Origin of the sequence: Streptomyces sp. N35, assembly GCF_016464295.1 — a bacterium.
Classification (GTDB): domain Bacteria; phylum Actinomycetota; class Actinomycetes; order Streptomycetales; family Streptomycetaceae; genus Streptomyces.
The window spans coordinates 21,052-35,707 of sequence record NZ_JAEIMH010000093.1 but is presented as its reverse complement, the minus strand read 5'-3'; the positions used below and the strand labels follow the sequence as shown (position 1 = coordinate 35,707).

Below are 14,656 nucleotides of genomic sequence, written 5' to 3'. Positions count from 1 at the left end.
CGGGCTCCGGGACCGCGGCCGGGGCGGGAGCGGGGGCGGGCTCCGGAGGTGCGGCCGGGGCGGGCTCCGGAGGCGCGGTGGGAGTCGCGGCCGGACCCGGGGGTGCGGTGGGAGTCGCGGCCGGCTCCGGAGGTGCGGTGGGAACCGCGGCCGGACCCGGAGGTGCGGTGGGAACCGCGGCCGGACCCGGAGGCGCGGGGGGGGGGGGGGGCCCCGGGCCCGGCCCCGGAGGGGCCACGGGGGGGGGCGCGGGACCGGGGGGTGCGGGCCCAGGGGCAGGGGTGGACGGCGCCTCGGCACCCGCCGCGGGTGCCGTCGTGGTATCGGGCAGGTCGGCGCCCTCGGGCGCCCTCCGCTCGCTCTCGCTCATTTCAGGCCCCTGTTCCCGGTTTGACTGTTCCCGGTATGCCCCGGTTTGGGGCGGCATTTCCCAGCCTCGCACTCCGTCGCCATGGCTGCGCCCGGAGCCCCCTGCCCGGTAGGCTTTCCGTGTGATCTTCAAGCGCATCGGAAACGGCCGGCCGTACCCCGACCACGGCCGGGAAAGCACCCGGCAGTGGGCGGATGTCGCGCCGCGCCCGGTCCGCCTCGATCAGTTGGTGACCACCAAGGGCCAGCTGGACCTGGAGACCCTCCTCGCGGAGGACTCCACCTTCTACGGCGACCTCTTCGCGCATGTCGTGAAGTGGCAGGGCGACCTCTACCTCGAGGACGGCCTGCACCGCGCCGTCCGCGCGGCCCTGCAGCAGCGCCAGGTCCTGCACGCGCGCGTGCTCGAACTGGGCTAGAGCCCCGGGGCTCGCCCCCGAAGCGGCGGCCCCAAGTCGGCATTGACCCTTTCGGGTTGGGTTCGGCCGCCACCCATTGATCATTTAGTAGGCAGACCCCACCCCCGGCATTACGCTGCGCCCATGAGCATGCTCACACCCCCCGGCATGGGCGGCGAATACCGCATCACGGGGGACAAGTACCCGCGGATGCGCCGCAACCGGCGGCGCCGCCGGATCGTGCTCGCGGTCTTCGCCTGCGCCGCCGCTCTCGGGCTACTCGCCTACGGGACCATCGAGTTGATCGCCGTGTTCTCGGGCGACAAGAGCGGCAAGAGCGACAGAACCGTCGCCGCCAACAAGCCCGACTGCAAGCCGGCCGCCTCCTCGCCCCCGCCGAAGAAGCCCCCGATGGTGCTGCCGAAGCCGGCGGAGGTGCAGGTCAACGTCTTCAACGCCACGCCCCGCGGCGGCCTCGCCAAGGAGACGGCGGACGAGCTCAAGAAGCGCGGCTTCGTCATCGGCAAGGTGGGCAACGCGTCGAAGGAGTTCGACAAGAAGGTCAAGGGCGAAGCGATACTGCTGGGCCCCAAGTCCGCTCTGACCAAGGGAATCGTCGTCCTCGGAACCCAGGTCGCGGGCGCGGAACCGCAGACGGACACCCGTAAGACGGCGGACATCGACCTGATCCTCGGCGCGGACTTCAAGTCCCTGGCCAAGAAGGAGGACGCGGTGAAGGCCCTGGACGCCCTGACCAAGCCGGCGGCGGCCCCACCGAAGCCGAAGGGCTGCTGACGGTCTCCCCCGCTCGCCGGGACAGTCCCCTCCCGCCCGGGGGCCGAAGCCCTTTCCAGGCTATCGGCGCCCACTGACAACGCCCGCGCCACGCACGTCACGCACTGAGGGGCCGCCGGACATCCGGCGGCCCCTCGGCCATGTTCTGCGGTACGGGTGCTACTCGGCCGACCCGTACATCCGGTCCCCCGCGTCCCCGAGGCCCGGCACGATGTACCCGACCTCGTTGAGGCGCTCGTCGACCGCCGCGGTCAGCACGGTGACGGGCGTACCGGCCAGCTCGCGCTCCATCACCTCGACGCCCTCGGGCGCCGCGAGCAGCACGACGGCGGTGACATCGTCGGCGCCGCGCTTGATGAGCTCCTTGATGGCCGCGACCAGGGTGCCGCCGGTGGCGAGCATCGGGTCGACGACGTAGACCTGGCGTCCGGACAGGTCCTCCGGCATCCGCGTCGCGTACGTGGACGCCTCGAGCGTCTCCTCGTTGCGGACCATCCCGAGGAAGCCCACCTCGGCGGTCGGAAGCAGCCGGACCATGCCGTCGAGCATGCCGAGCCCGGCGCGCAGGATCGGTACGACCAGCGGGCGCGGGTAGGAGAGCTTGACCCCGGTGGTCGGGCCCACGGGCGTCTCGATGTCGACCTGCTCGGTGCGCACGTCCCGCGTCGCCTCGTACGCGAGCAGCGTCACGAGCTCGTCGGCGAGACGGCGGAAGGTCGGGGAATCGGTGCGCTTGTCACGCAACGTGGTGAGTTTGTGCGCGACCAGGGGGTGGTCGACGACGTGCAGGCGCACAAGAGCCTCCAAGCTCCGGGTCACGGGTCCGAACTGCGGGCTCGACCCGCCGCCACCAGGTTACCGGCGCGAACAGGCCCCGGCTCGCGCTCACGTTCGGCACCGCACCCGTGAGCGTTCGCATCAAACCGGCCGTACGAGGGAAACTGCAGGGGCAAGACCGGAGGGTGGTGTGGCCCGTGCGAGACGAACAGCCGCAGGAGCAGCCCGAGACCGATGCCGAGCGCCGCAGGCGCCGCGCCCAGTTCCTGCGCGAGCGCCATGAGGCCAAGGAGCTGCGCGACCGCGTGAAGCCCCGGCGCGCGCGGGCGGCGCGCATGCGCCAGGCCATGCGGATGCGTACGTTCCGCTGGTGACGGGGCGGCGCGGGCTGTCCTGACCGGTGTCCTGAAGATCACAACCACGGCGCGCCGCAGACACAGCGCACCGAAGACCTCTCGCGAAGCCTTCGTTTCTGCCACGATTCCGAGTGGGCGGGGCCGAAGTGCACTTCCTCGTCCAGACTCCGCCGGGGGGACCCCCGACCGGCACGCCTCAGACCAGTGGGAGAGTCACGGTGTACTTCGCCGCACTGCTCGCGCGCACCGAAGACGGGTGGGAAGCGAGCGACACGGAGCTCGACGATGTGGAGACCCTGTCGGACCTGACAGAACTGGCCCGGGAACACGCGGCCGATGTCACCGGCGGCTCCGACGAGGAAACAGCGCTCGTCTTCATCGAGCAGGAAGATGTGTGGTTCGGCGTCGTCCGTGTGGACGGCGAAGAGGACCCGCGGATCTATGTCTCGGACGCGGCCGCGGCCTCCCGCAGCAGCTACGGCGAGATCCTTCTCACCGACGAGCTGCTGGGCCGTGAGCCCGGCTCGGCCGACGAGGACGACCTGGAGGACCTGACCGACCTCGACGGCACCGAGGACGGCGAGCCCGACCCGGAGGAGGACGACGACTCCGCGGTCATCGAGGGCTCGTCAGAGGCCGTGCCGCCGGGCCCGCTCGGCGACACCCGGATCCTCGACGACCTGGGCCTGTCCGAGAAGGAACTCCTGTCCCTGCACACCGACGCCCTGAACGAGATCGCCGAGGCCCTGGGCGCCTCGGAGGTCCTGGAGACGGTGCGCTGACCCGCATACGTACAACACCTTGAACATTTCCGACCCTGTACGCGACCGCTGGCGGGCGCCGATGGAGCGCGCCCTGGAGCAGGCCGAACTGGCCCTCCGGGGCGGCGATGTCCCCGTCGGCGCCCTCGTCCTCGGCCCGGACGGCGAGCTGCTCGCCGCCGGGCACAACGAACGCGAGGCCACCGGCGACCCCACCGCCCATGCCGAGGTCCTCGCCCTGCGCCGGGCCGCGGCGAAGCGCGGGGAGTGGCGGCTGACCGGCTGCACCCTCGTCGTCACGCTCGAACCGTGCGTGATGTGCGCGGGCGCGCTCGTGCAGGCCCGTATCGCCCGGGTCGTCTACGGGGCCCGGGACGAGAAGGCCGGCGCGGCGGGATCCCTGTGGGATCTCGTCCGCGACCGGCGGCTCAACCACCGCCCCGAGGTGATCGCGGGCGTCCTGGAAGCGGAGTGCTCTGCCCGCCTCACCCGCTTCTTCCGGGACCGCTGAGGGCCCCTCCGCACCCGCCGGGAGGCATGTGCGCCACGTCACGGCGGCCGCGGCGGATACGGATTTCTGACCACGGGCCCCTTTGGGCTAAGCTCTCTCTCGGTAGCGTGTCCGAGCGGCCGAAGGAGCTCGCCTCGAAAGCGAGTGTTGCGCAAGTAACCGAGGGTTCAAATCCCTCCGCTACCGCTTGTGAAGGGCCCCGGCATCGCCGGGGCCCTTCGTGCTTTCCCCGCGGGTCCCGCGAACTCACGCCTTCGGCAGGCGCTTTGAGCCGCCCGCTCGAGCACCCTGCGCCTCACCCGGCGTTTAAGGACCTAAGGCCCGCCAAGGCAGGCCCTTTGCCGCACTGCGCCGGTCCCGTACAGGAGCAGGATGGGTGGTGAGCCCGGCGGATCTGGCAGGAATCCGCAGGCTCTCGGGACCCGGCTCTACTGCGGGGTCCACGCCGCAAGCTTCCCCCCTGACTGCGGCGTGGACTGAAGAGCCAGGTCCTCGTCGGGGGAAGCGGCTTGTCCCCCCGATGCCGCTTCCCCCGCCCACTCGGAGCGAAGCCCCGGCACCTTCACGGAGCCGGGGCTTTCGCCGTGGAGCCGGAGAAGCTGTGCAGGCCGTAGAGCCAATGGAGGCACCTTCACCCGGGCCCGTGAGCCGTGGATAGACTCACCCGACTGCACGCAGGAAGACAGGGCGGGGAGGCCGAACGTGGTGCAAGCGAAGAAGGTCGCGCTCTACATGGTCGTCGTCTTCGTTCTGTACACGATCATCACGTCCCCGGAACGTGCCGCAGACCTGGTCCAGGTGGGATTCGAGGGCATTTCCGACGCCGCTCAGGGCGTCGGCGACTTCATGTCGGAGCTCGTGAACTAGACCCCCGCACGCCGCCTCCGCAGTCAGCCCAGGCATCCCGCCCTCCACTCGAACGTGGGGGGCATTTTTAGGTTTACGCCCCAACTTGCCTTCAACACGGCCTTATACGGTGCTTGCACACAGTGCACATGTCTTGTGATGCTATGACCGCTTTTGCGAAATGTTGATCGGTTGCATCGATAAGGGGTGGCGTTGACTGTGCCGGCCAGTACTGCTCCCCAAGTGCCGTCCCAGGAACCCGCGGCCGGGTCCGCGGACGGCGGCGACCGCGTGCTCTCCCCCGCCAAGCAGCGGACGGCGGACACCCGGGCCCTGACGCAGGTGCTCTTCGGCCAGCTCAAGCAGCTGACCGTCGGCACCCCCGAGCACGGCCGCGTACGGGCCGCGCTGATCGAGGCGAACCTGCCGCTCGTGCGGTACGCCGCCGCGCGCTTCCGCAGCCGCAACGAGCCGATGGAGGACGTGGTCCAGGTTGGCACCATCGGCCTGATCAACGCGATCGACCGCTTCGACCCGGACCGCGGGGTGCAGTTCCCGACCTTCGCGATGCCCACGGTGGTCGGCGAGATCAAGCGGTACTTCCGCGACAACGTGCGCACCGTCCACGTACCGCGCAGGCTGCACGAGCTGTGGGTGCAGGTGACCAGCGCGACCGAGGATCTGACGACCGCGTTCGGGCGCTCGCCCACCACCGCCGAGATCGCCGAGCGGCTGCGGATCACCGAGGACGAGGTCCTTGCCTGCATCGAGGCCGGGCGTTCGTACCACGCGACCTCGCTGGAGGCCGCCCAGGAGGGCGACGGACTGCCCGGACTGCTCGACCGGCTCGGCTACGAGGACCCCGCGCTCGACGGCGTGGAGCACCGCGATCTCGTACGGCATCTCCTGGTGCAGCTGCCCGAGAGGGAGCAGCGGATTCTGCTCCTGCGCTACTACAGCAATCTCACGCAGTCGCAGATCAGCGCCGAACTGGGCGTCTCGCAGATGCATGTGTCAAGGCTCCTCGCCCGGAGCTTCGCACGACTTCGATCCGCAAACAGGATCGAAGCGTAGCTGGATCGAGTAGCGCTCTTTTGGGCCTACTTGAGCGCGCGAAAAGCCGCAGAACCCCCTTTACCTGCGCAGATTCCGCCCTTTCTTGTCGACATGTCACTACAGCGTGTTGCCGACATGTGACATTCTGCTGGAACCGCGTTTGCCGCAGCCCCACGACCGGTATTCAGGTGGAGGCTGCGTTCCTTGAAGACGGGAGCGCCGGCCGCGACCGTCCGCGACCCAAGAGGGGGTGGCATGTCCGCAGATCAGGGCAGCTCGAAGGTGCTCACGCGCAGTGCGGCGAACGCAGCCGATGTGCTGGACCGCGCAGAGATCCCGGTTGATTCCCGCCCGGCCGTCATCGACACCCGCACCCTGTCCCGCTCGCTCTTCCTGCGGCTTGCGACGCTCGACGAGGACAGCCCGGAGCGTACGTATGTACGCGACACGCTCATCGAGTTGAACCTCCCGCTCGTGCGATACGCCGCGGCGCGGTTCCGCAGCCGCAACGAGCCGATGGAGGACATCGTCCAGGTCGGCACCATCGGCCTGATCAAGGCGATCGACCGCTTCGACTGTGAACGCGGCGTCGAGTTCCCGACGTTCGCGATGCCGACCGTCGTCGGCGAGATCAAGCGCTTCTTCCGCGACACCTCCTGGTCGGTGCGGGTGCCGCGCAGACTCCAGGAGCTGCGCCTGGCGCTGACCAAGGCCAGCGACGAGCTCGCGCAGAAGCTCGACCGCTCCCCGACCGTGCCCGAACTCGCCGCTGTGCTCGGCGTATCGGAGGAGGACGTCGTCGACGGCCTCGCGGTCGGCAACGCGTACACCGCCTCCTCGCTCGACTCCCCTGCCATCGAGGACGACGGGGGCGAGGGCTCGCTCGCGGACCGGCTCGGTTACGAGGACGCGGCGCTCGAGGGCGTCGAGTACCGTGAGTCCCTGAAGCCGCTGCTTGCCAAACTGCCGCCGCGCGAGCGCCAGATCATCATGCTGCGGTTCTTCGCGAACATGACGCAGTCGCAGATCGGCGAAGAGGTCGGCATCTCGCAGATGCATGTCTCGCGCCTGCTCACGCGGACCCTCGCACAGCTCAGGGAAGGGCTGATCGCGGACTGAGGTCCGGGGCCGGGCCGGCTGAACTCCGGTCCCGGCCACGGGAGTTGTTGACGGGGTTTCTGATTGCAGGAATTCCAGGGTTCCTAATTGACGCCCCGTCAGCCACACTGGCGCGATGAGCGCCAGGAGTCTCTTCCTTCGCCGGCGCCGCGGCATGGCCGTCGCGGCCTCCGCCGCCGTGGTCTGCCTCGGCACCCTGCTCGCCGCCTGTGGCAGCGGCACGTCCGACGACGGTTACGTGGCCGTGGGTGCGGCGGGTGCCGGGCCCAGCGACCGGGTCGAACCGGTGGAGCCCACGCAGGACGTGGAGTTCGTACCGCTGGACGAGGACGGGAAAGAGAAGCCGTCGTCCGGATCCTCTTCGGAGAAGGACGGCACGGAATCCGACGGGACCACGTCCGCTGCGGGCGGCGGCTCCGGCGGGAACGGTGGCGCGGACAGCGCAGGCTCCGGCTCGGGATCGGGCGGCTCGGAGGGGGAGTCGTCCGGCGGGAGCGGGAGTACGGGCGCGTCCGGTGCGTCCGGCTCCTCCGGTGGTACGGGAGGAGCCGGTGGTACGGGAGGAGCCGGCGGGTCCGGCAGCGGTGACTCCGGTGGTACGTCGGGGAGTTCGGGCTCCACACCAGGCACCCAGGCCCCTGCGGGTCCCGCCGTGCTCAAGGTCGTGGGCGAGCCCGTGCGCAAGGCGACCGACAAGCGCTGGTGCGAGAAGGTCACCCTGACGCTGCACAACACCGGTGGTACGGCGGTGCGTTCGGGCGAGCTGACCTTCGGGACGCACATCATCGGCGGCCTCGGGGTCGACTGGGCGACCATCAAGTCCACGCACAAGGTGGCTGCTCCGATCGCCGCGGGGGCGAAGAAGCAGCAGACGTGGACGGTGTGCGTCGAGGCGTGGCGCGTACCGCTCGGGATGCACATCGAGACGCGGGACGTCTCGGTGAAGTGGCAGTAGAGGGCGTAGCCGCCAGGGCACGTGCGTAGGCGCCAGGGCACGTGCTGTATGCGCCGGGGCGCGTGCGGAGGCGTCCCGGAGAAAGTTGCGGGCGGCTGTCGATCCGGCCCGGTCCCGTTCGACGTCATGGTGTGCGGCACCTCGCCGCACACCGACGCGACAGGACCTGGCGAGGACACCCATGGATCAACTGCTGAGAGTCATGGACTTCAACGTCTCGAGCGACGGCATCGCCGCCGGTGAGCGGCAGAGCCTCGAGCAGCCGTTCGGCCTCGAACGTCCCGAGCGGCTGTTCTCGTGGGCCGGTGCCACGGCGAGCTGGCCGATGCGGACGGATCCTGGGGGGAGCCGGGGCCTCGACGACTACTTCACCCGTGACTTCGCGCGCAATATCGGTGCCGAGATCATGGGCCGCAACAAGTTCGGGCCCCAGCGCGGGCCCTGGCAGGGCGAGGAGTGGCGCGGATGGTGGGGGGACGAGCCCCCGTTCCGTACTCCGGTGTTCGTGATGACCCACCACACGCGGCCGTCGTTCACGCTCTCCGACACCACGTTCCACTTCGTCGACGACGACCCGGCCGCGGTCCTCGCACAGGCGCGGGAAGCGGCACAGGGCAAGGACGTGCGGCTCGGTGGCGGGGTCACCACCATCCGGCAGTTCCTCGACGCCGGCCTGGTCGACACCCTGCACGTGGCGGTCTCGCCGGTGAAGCTCGGGTCCGGACTGCAGCTGTGGGAGTCCCCCGAGGAACTGCTCGACCGCTTCCACCTGGAGGTCGTGCCCAGCCCGAGCGGTGTGACGCACCACCTGTTCTGGCGGAAGTGAGGCGAGAGCCCGGTGCCGACGTCGGCGCCGGGCTCCCCGTCAGCTCACTAGCCGAGCGCGAGCCAGGCCACCGCGGCGACGATGACGACGGCCGCGAGGACGCCGACGATCAGTCCGATCCGCGGTCCCGCGGGAGCGGGGGCGGCCTGGGCGCGGCGCGGGGCGCCCTCGTCGACGAAGGCGCGGAACATCTGGGTGCTGCCCGCGGGGTCGTGACTCTCGGGACCCTGGGGTGCCTGGGGGTTGTGTGCCATGGGCGGACCCTAGCGAAATCAGCGGCCCGGCCCAACCCCGGGCCTGGTGGCACATGGTCCCCGTACCCGGCCCTCACGATCCCCGTACAACCCACCGGCCTCTTTGCCCGACCATTGCCAGGACTTTAAGTGCTTTGGTCCCTTTTAATTTGCCTGCGGCAACCATCCGCTTCTATGGTTGCCCTAAGCAACAAACCAGATGTCCCGGGGGATGCCCAATGGCCGCGCAAGAGCAATACGGGGAGCTCGCCCGGCAGTTGAGCGGTGTCAGCGCGGTCAAGCGTGATCTTGCCCGCGTACTGCCGGCCGACTGCCCGCCCGGCTCCGCCGCCGTGCTCACCGTGCTCGACAAGCACGGCGCGATGCGGATGAGCCGGCTCGCCGAGCTGCTCGCCATCGACATGTCGGTGACCAGCCGGCATGTCGCGCATGTCGCCGACCGCGGCTGGATCGACCGGGACCCCGACCCCGGCGACCGCCGCTCGCGCATCCTCAGGCTCACACCCGCCGGAAAGCAGCGGCTCGACGAGCTCGGCGAGCGCTATACGCAGGCTCTCGCGCACTGTCTGAGCGGCTGGTCCGACGACGAGGTCGGCCAGCTCAACGCACTGCTCGCCAAGCTGCACGCCAGCTTCGGCGAGTGCCGGGGGAGCACACCCCGGCTGCAGCACCTGGCCGAGCCGCCGCCGTTGCCGGCCTGAGCCCCCACCCGAGCTCTGCCCGTACGGACATATCCGTACGGCCGAATCCCCCCGCAAACCGCAACAAAGCACAAAGAGAAGGACTTTCATGGCAACGACCACACCCACCGGTGTGCGGGGCAGCCATGCCAAGCACGGAGGCCCGCCGGCGAACGACGGCGCCCCGATGACGCACAAGCAGATCATGGAGGCGCTCTCCGGTCTGCTGCTCGGCATGTTCGTGGCGATCCTGTCGTCCACGATCGTCTCCAACGCCCTGCCGGAGATCATCTCCGACCTCGGCGGCGGCCAGTCCGCGTACACCTGGGTCGTCACCGCCGCCCTGCTCTCCATGACGGCCGCGACGCCGCTGTGGGGCAAGCTCGCCGACCTGTTCAGCAAGAAGCTGCTCGTCCAGATATCGCTCGTCATCTATGTGGCGGGTTCCGTCGTCGCCGGTCTTTCGACCAGCGCCGGAATGCTGATCGCCTGCCGCGTCGTGCAGGGCATCGGCGTCGGCGGTCTGTCCGCGCTCGCCCAGATCGTGATGGCCGCGATGATCGCCCCGCGCGAACGCGGCCGCTACAGCGGCTACCTGGGCGCCACCTTCGCCGTCGCGACCGTCGGCGGTCCGCTGCTCGGCGGTGTGATCACCGATCACTGGGGCTGGCGCTGGTGCTTCTACGTCGGTGTGCCGTTCGCGATCATCGCGCTCGTCGTGCTGCAGAAGACCCTCAAGCTGCCGGTCACCAAGCGCAAGGTGAAGGTCGACTGGACCGGTGCGTTCCTGATCTCGGCGGCCGTGTCGCTGCTCCTCGTCTGGGTGACCTTCGCCGGTGACAAGTACGACTGGATGTCCTGGCAGACCGGGGCGATGGTCGGCGGGTCCGTCCTGCTGATCGCGCTGTTCCTGTTCACCGAGACCAAGGCCAGCGAGCCGATCATCCCGCTGCGGCTGTTCCGCAACCGCACCATCACGCTCGCCTCGCTCGCCTCGCTGTTCGTGGGTGTCGCGATGTTCAGCGGCACGGTGTTCTTCAGCCAGTACTTCCAGCTCGCCCGGGACAAGTCCCCGACGATGTCCGGGATCATGACGATCCCGATGATCGGCGGACTCTTCGTCTCCTCGACGCTCTCGGGCCAGATCATCACCAAGACCGGCAAGTGGAAGGGCTGGCTGGTCGCCGGCGGTGCCCTGGTGACGGCCGGTCTCGGTCTGCTCGGCACGATGCGGTACGACACCCCGTACTGGCATCTGGCGATCTACATGGCCCTGATGGGGCTCGGCATCGGCATGATGATGCAGAACCTCGTGCTCTGCACCCAGAACCAGGTCGACCCGAGCGACCTCGGCGCGGCGTCGTCCGTCGTCACCTTCTTCCGCTCCCTCGGTGGTGCGATCGGTGTCTCGGCGCTCGGTGCCGTGATGGCCACCCGGGTGACGGATTACGTCAAGGACGGCCTCACCGAACTCGGCCCCAAGGGCGCCGAACTCGGTCACGGCGGTACCGGTGGCGGCGGCATTCCGAACCTGGACCAGCTGCCCGCGCCGATACGGACCGTCATGGAGGTCGCGTACGGGCACGGTGTCGCCGATGTCTTCCTGTACGCCGCTCCGGCCGCCGGACTCGCCTTCCTGATCACGCTGTTCATCAAGGAGGTGCCGCTGCGCACGGCCAACTCGGCGCCGGCCCCCGCGGTGTCCGAGGACCCGGTGGAGGCCGCGACCGTCGAGGCGGCCGCCGCGGCCGAGGTGACCACGGTCGCCGAGCCGGTCCGCTCCGACGGCACCCCGGTACGCGGCACCGTCCGCACCGCCGACCAGGCCCCCGTGCCCCGCGCCGCCGTCACGCTGATCTCGCTCGCGGGACGGCAGCTCGGCCGGACGATCGCGCAGGCCGACGGCGCGTACAGCGTGGACGCCCCGGGCCCCGGCTCTTACGTCCTGATCGCGTCCGCCGACGGCTTCCAGCCGCAGGCCGCCACGGTCGTCGTGGGCGAAGGCCCTCTCTCGTACGACCTGCTGCTCAGCGGTACGAGCGGGCTCACCGGAGTCGTGCTCGCCGCCGAGGGCGGTGAGCCGGTCGTCGGCGCGATGGTCGTCGTGACCGATGTGCGCGGCGATGTGCTCGCCACCGGACTCAGCGGTGAGCAGGGCGAGTTCGGCTTCGCGGAGCTGGTGCCGGGTGCGGTGACCGTCGCGGTGAACGCTCCCGGGCACCGTCCCGTCGCGCTCCCCGTCGAGGTGGCCGGACAGGGCGTCACGCAGATCGAGGTGGCGCTGCACTCCGGAGCCCGGGTCGGCGGCCGTGTGCTCGCCGGCGGCGGTCCGCTGAAGGACGCGCGGGTCACGCTGGTGGACGGCGTCGGCAATGTGGTCGCGACCGCGACGACCGGCGAGGACGGCGCGTACGCCTTCGCCGATCTGGACGGCGGCGAGTACACGCTGATGGCCACCGGCTATCCGCCGGCCGCGATGGCCCTGACGGTCTCGGGCCGCGGGGTCGACGGGCAGGACATCGAGCCCCCCCACCCCGACGCCTGACACGCGTCGGGGACCGGGCAGTCCAGACCCCCCGTTCCCCGGCCCCTGCCCCCAGCGGAGGCAGGGACCGGGGAACGGACAGGGAAAGGGGGGCCCGGCGGGCAGGGGACGGCCCGCCGGGCCCCGATTTTGCTTCTGGTGCCGCAACAGGCATCCATGCAAGGGGAGTTGGCTGTGGGAGTGACGGCGCGGATCCGGACCGGCGACGGCTGGGCGGTCGAGCACGCGGTGGTGACGCTGACGGACATGCGCGGCGAGCAGGTGCTCAGAGCGGGTGCGGACGCGGAGGGTGCCGTACGGACCGAGGACGTCCTGCGGCCCGGCCCGTACACCGCGATCGTCACGGCCGTCGGCTACGCGCCGCACGCCGCGACCGCCCTGGTCACGGCGAGCGGCCGGGCCGAGCTCGGCACCATCGCACTCACCCGGCAGGGCGGGGCCGAACTCCCGCCGCCCGGACGCTGGTCCATCGACCCGGCGCACTCCACGGTGGCCGCGGTCGCGCAGCATCTGGGGATCTCCAGCGTGCACGGACGGTTCACCGACTTCGGCGGGACCATCGAGATCGCGCCCGACGTCCGGTCCTCGACGGTCGAGGCCACACTGGTCGCCGACTCCATCGACACCGGCAACGCGTTGCGCGACAAGCATCTGCGCTCCCCCGACTTCCTCGACGTCGGACAGCACCCGTCGCTCGTCTACCGCGGTACGTCGGTACGCGAGACCGCACCCGGCACGTGGACGGTGGACGGCACGCTCACGCTGCGCGGCGTCACCCGCGAAGTCCCCCTGGACCTCACGTACTCGGGCACGAGCACCGACCCCTGGGGCGGGCTGCGGGCCGGCTTCCGCGCGCGCGCGACCCTGCACCGCGAGGACTTCGCCATGCACTACAACCAGATCGTGCAGGCCGGGGTCGCCGCGATCGGGGCGACGCTGCGGGTGGAGCTGGACATCCAGCTCGTACGGGAAGATGCAGCCGCCGGCTCGTAAGGTGGGCCCCATGGCCAGAAGCATTGCGACCAACACCCGTGTCGATCTCGCCGAGTTGCTGGATTTCGTACGTCCGCGTCACCGGGCGATCCTGTTCACGCGCCGCCAGGACGGCAGCCCGCAGGCCTCCCCGCTGACCTGCGGGGTCGACGACTTGGGCCGGCTCGTGATGTCCACGTATCCGGAGCGCGCCAAGGTCCGCAACGCCAAGCGGGACGAGCGCGTGAGCGTGCTTGTCCTGAGCGACGACTGGGACGGGCCGTGGGTGCAGATCGACGGGACCGCCGAGGTGATCGACTCCCCCGCATCGGTGGAGCCGCTCGTGGAGTACTTCCGGAACATCTCCGGTGAGCATCCGGACTGGGACGAGTACCGCGCGGCGATGGTCGAGCAGGGGAAGTCGATCATCCGGGTCACGCCGGAGCGGTGGGGGCCGGTGGCCACTGGTGGATTCCCGGCGCGGCTCGCGTAGCGGCTGTCGGGCCGCGGACTTCTCGGCGCGGGACCTGATCGTCACGCTTCGGCGCGGGACCTGATCGTCACGCTTCGGCGCGCGGGATCTGATCGTCACGCCTCGGCGCGCGCCACCATCGCCTCGATCCCCGTGATCAGCACATCGAGCCCGAACGCGAAGTCCCGCGTCCACATCTCCGCGACCGTGGCACCGCCCCGCGCCTCGATGATCGGCTTGGAGCGCTCCATGGTGGCCACGAGTTCCGGGTCCTTCTGGAAGGCGGCCATGGCCTGCGCGTAGTACTCGTCCTGGGTGACCCCGGACTCGTCGCATCTGCGCTGGAAGTTCCCCATCGTCGTACTGAAGCCGTACACGAACTGGAAGACCGCGGTGATCGCACCCGCCTGCCCCGCGGGCGGCAGTCCCGTCGCGATCGCGATGTCCTGGATGGACCGTGCGACCTGGAGCGCGTTCGGTCCGATGTTGAGATACGTGTTGAGGATCGCGGCGGCCCAGGTGTGCCCCACCAGCATGGACCGGTAGGACTCGGCGAGCGCCCGCAGATCGTCCCGCCAGCTCACGGCCCGGTCCGGATCGGGCAGCTCCACCTCCCTGAAGGCGGCGTCCAGGGCGAGTTCGAGGATGTCGTCCTTGGTGTCCACGTACCAGTAGACGGACATCGCGGTCACGTTCAGCTCCGCGGCCAGCTTGCGCATCGAGAACTTGGACAGTCCCTCCGCGTCCAGCATCCGGATCGACGTCTCCACGATCTTGTCGCGGTCGAGCCCGTCCGGCTGGTCCGGCTTACGGCGCCGTCCGGCCTTCTCGCTGTCCAGCCAGATGCTGGAGGTCGCAGGGTGCTTGGCCCGCTCGGCTGCCCTGACCATGACGCACCTTCTTGTCCGTTACGAGGGTGGGTGCGGCGGACCGTACCGGAACAGCCCGGTCCGGTCCGCCGCAC

General features: G+C 70.1%; 17 protein-coding genes and 1 tRNA gene. 15 read left to right on the top strand and 3 right to left on the bottom strand.

Features of this window, described 5'->3' with window-relative positions; genetic code table 11:
* Window positions 1-491 precede the first annotated feature (491 nt).
* Both JAO81_RS35215 and JAO81_RS35210 read left to right on the top strand, forming a co-directional pair.
* The gene (locus tag JAO81_RS35215; RefSeq protein WP_003955420.1) at window positions 492-788 is read left to right on the top strand and encodes a type II toxin-antitoxin system VapB family antitoxin; all 297 of its coding nucleotides are present in this window, start codon (window positions 492-494) and stop codon (window positions 786-788) included.
* Between the two features lie 123 nt (window positions 789-911).
* Window positions 912-1,562: a LytR C-terminal domain-containing protein gene (locus JAO81_RS35210; protein WP_199552052.1), complete on the top strand. Its 651-nt coding sequence runs from the start codon at window positions 912-914 to the stop codon at window positions 1,560-1,562.
* A 159-nt stretch (window positions 1,563-1,721) separates the two neighbouring features.
* On the opposite strand, the gene upp is transcribed toward JAO81_RS35210, so the two are convergent.
* Window positions 1,722-2,357 carry a uracil phosphoribosyltransferase gene (upp, locus tag JAO81_RS35205; protein ID WP_165335436.1) on the bottom strand — a complete coding sequence of 212 codons (636 nt, stop codon included), beginning with the start codon at window positions 2,355-2,357 and terminating at the stop codon, window positions 1,722-1,724.
* A 167-nt stretch (window positions 2,358-2,524) separates the two neighbouring features.
* Between upp and JAO81_RS35200 the strand changes: the two genes are divergently transcribed.
* The 9 genes from JAO81_RS35200 to JAO81_RS35160 all read left to right on the top strand — a co-directional run bounded on the left by JAO81_RS35200 (window position 2,525) and on the right by JAO81_RS35160 (window position 8,769).
* Window positions 2,525-2,713 (top strand): hypothetical protein, encoded by a 189-nt coding sequence (locus JAO81_RS35200; RefSeq protein ID WP_165335435.1) that lies wholly within the window; start codon window positions 2,525-2,527, stop codon window positions 2,711-2,713.
* Window positions 2,714-2,913: 200 nt separating this feature from the next.
* On the top strand, window positions 2,914-3,477 hold the full coding sequence (locus JAO81_RS35195) for a hypothetical protein (protein WP_199552051.1): 564 nt from the start codon (window positions 2,914-2,916) through the stop codon (window positions 3,475-3,477).
* 61 nt (window positions 3,478-3,538) lie between these two features.
* Complete coding sequence (tadA, locus tag JAO81_RS35190; protein ID WP_199552061.1) at window positions 3,539-3,967, top strand: tRNA adenosine(34) deaminase TadA; 429 nt, start codon at window positions 3,539-3,541, stop codon at window positions 3,965-3,967.
* 101 nt (window positions 3,968-4,068) lie between these two features.
* Window positions 4,069-4,153 (top strand) — tRNA-Ser (locus JAO81_RS35185).
* Between the two features lie 516 nt (window positions 4,154-4,669).
* Window positions 4,670-4,834 (top strand): hypothetical protein, encoded by a 165-nt coding sequence (locus JAO81_RS35180; RefSeq protein WP_165335433.1) that lies wholly within the window; start codon window positions 4,670-4,672, stop codon window positions 4,832-4,834.
* 198 nt (window positions 4,835-5,032) lie between these two features.
* A complete protein-coding gene (locus JAO81_RS35175) occupies window positions 5,033-5,887 on the top strand; it encodes an RNA polymerase sigma factor SigF (protein WP_374194390.1) in 855 nt (284 codons plus the stop codon).
* 237 nt (window positions 5,888-6,124) lie between these two features.
* Complete coding sequence (locus JAO81_RS35170) at window positions 6,125-6,988, top strand: RNA polymerase sigma factor SigF (RefSeq protein ID WP_199552049.1); 864 nt, start codon at window positions 6,125-6,127, stop codon at window positions 6,986-6,988.
* A gap of 115 nt (window positions 6,989-7,103) precedes the next feature.
* Window positions 7,104-7,943, top strand: a complete 840-nt coding sequence (locus tag JAO81_RS35165) for a hypothetical protein (protein ID WP_199552048.1) — start codon at window positions 7,104-7,106, stop codon at window positions 7,941-7,943.
* Between the two features lie 181 nt (window positions 7,944-8,124).
* Entirely contained in the window at window positions 8,125-8,769 is a 645-nt protein-coding gene (locus tag JAO81_RS35160; protein ID WP_199552047.1) for a dihydrofolate reductase family protein, read from the top strand.
* Between the two features lie 47 nt (window positions 8,770-8,816).
* On the opposite strand, the gene JAO81_RS35155 is transcribed toward JAO81_RS35160, so the two are convergent.
* A complete protein-coding gene (locus JAO81_RS35155; RefSeq protein ID WP_165335429.1) occupies window positions 8,817-9,023 on the bottom strand; it encodes a hypothetical protein in 207 nt (68 codons plus the stop codon).
* A 218-nt stretch (window positions 9,024-9,241) separates the two neighbouring features.
* Here JAO81_RS35155 and JAO81_RS35150 point away from each other — a divergent pair, with 218 nt between their 5' ends.
* The 4 genes from JAO81_RS35150 (at window position 9,242) to JAO81_RS35135 (ending at window position 13,713) form a co-directional block, all read left to right on the top strand.
* The gene (locus JAO81_RS35150) at window positions 9,242-9,724 is read left to right on the top strand and encodes a MarR family winged helix-turn-helix transcriptional regulator (protein ID WP_199552046.1); all 483 of its coding nucleotides are present in this window, start codon (window positions 9,242-9,244) and stop codon (window positions 9,722-9,724) included.
* An 88-nt stretch (window positions 9,725-9,812) separates the two neighbouring features.
* Complete coding sequence (locus JAO81_RS35145; protein WP_199552045.1) at window positions 9,813-12,248, top strand: MFS transporter; 2,436 nt, start codon at window positions 9,813-9,815, stop codon at window positions 12,246-12,248.
* A 174-nt stretch (window positions 12,249-12,422) separates the two neighbouring features.
* Entirely contained in the window at window positions 12,423-13,241 is an 819-nt protein-coding gene (locus JAO81_RS35140; RefSeq protein WP_199552060.1) for a YceI family protein, read from the top strand.
* Between the two features lie 10 nt (window positions 13,242-13,251).
* Window positions 13,252-13,713 carry a PPOX class F420-dependent oxidoreductase gene (locus JAO81_RS35135; protein ID WP_199552044.1) on the top strand — a complete coding sequence of 154 codons (462 nt, stop codon included), beginning with the start codon at window positions 13,252-13,254 and terminating at the stop codon, window positions 13,711-13,713.
* A 95-nt stretch (window positions 13,714-13,808) separates the two neighbouring features.
* On the opposite strand, the gene JAO81_RS35130 is transcribed toward JAO81_RS35135, so the two are convergent.
* Entirely contained in the window at window positions 13,809-14,582 is a 774-nt protein-coding gene (locus JAO81_RS35130; protein ID WP_199552043.1) for a TetR/AcrR family transcriptional regulator, read from the bottom strand.
* Window positions 14,583-14,656: the final 74 nt, after the last annotated feature.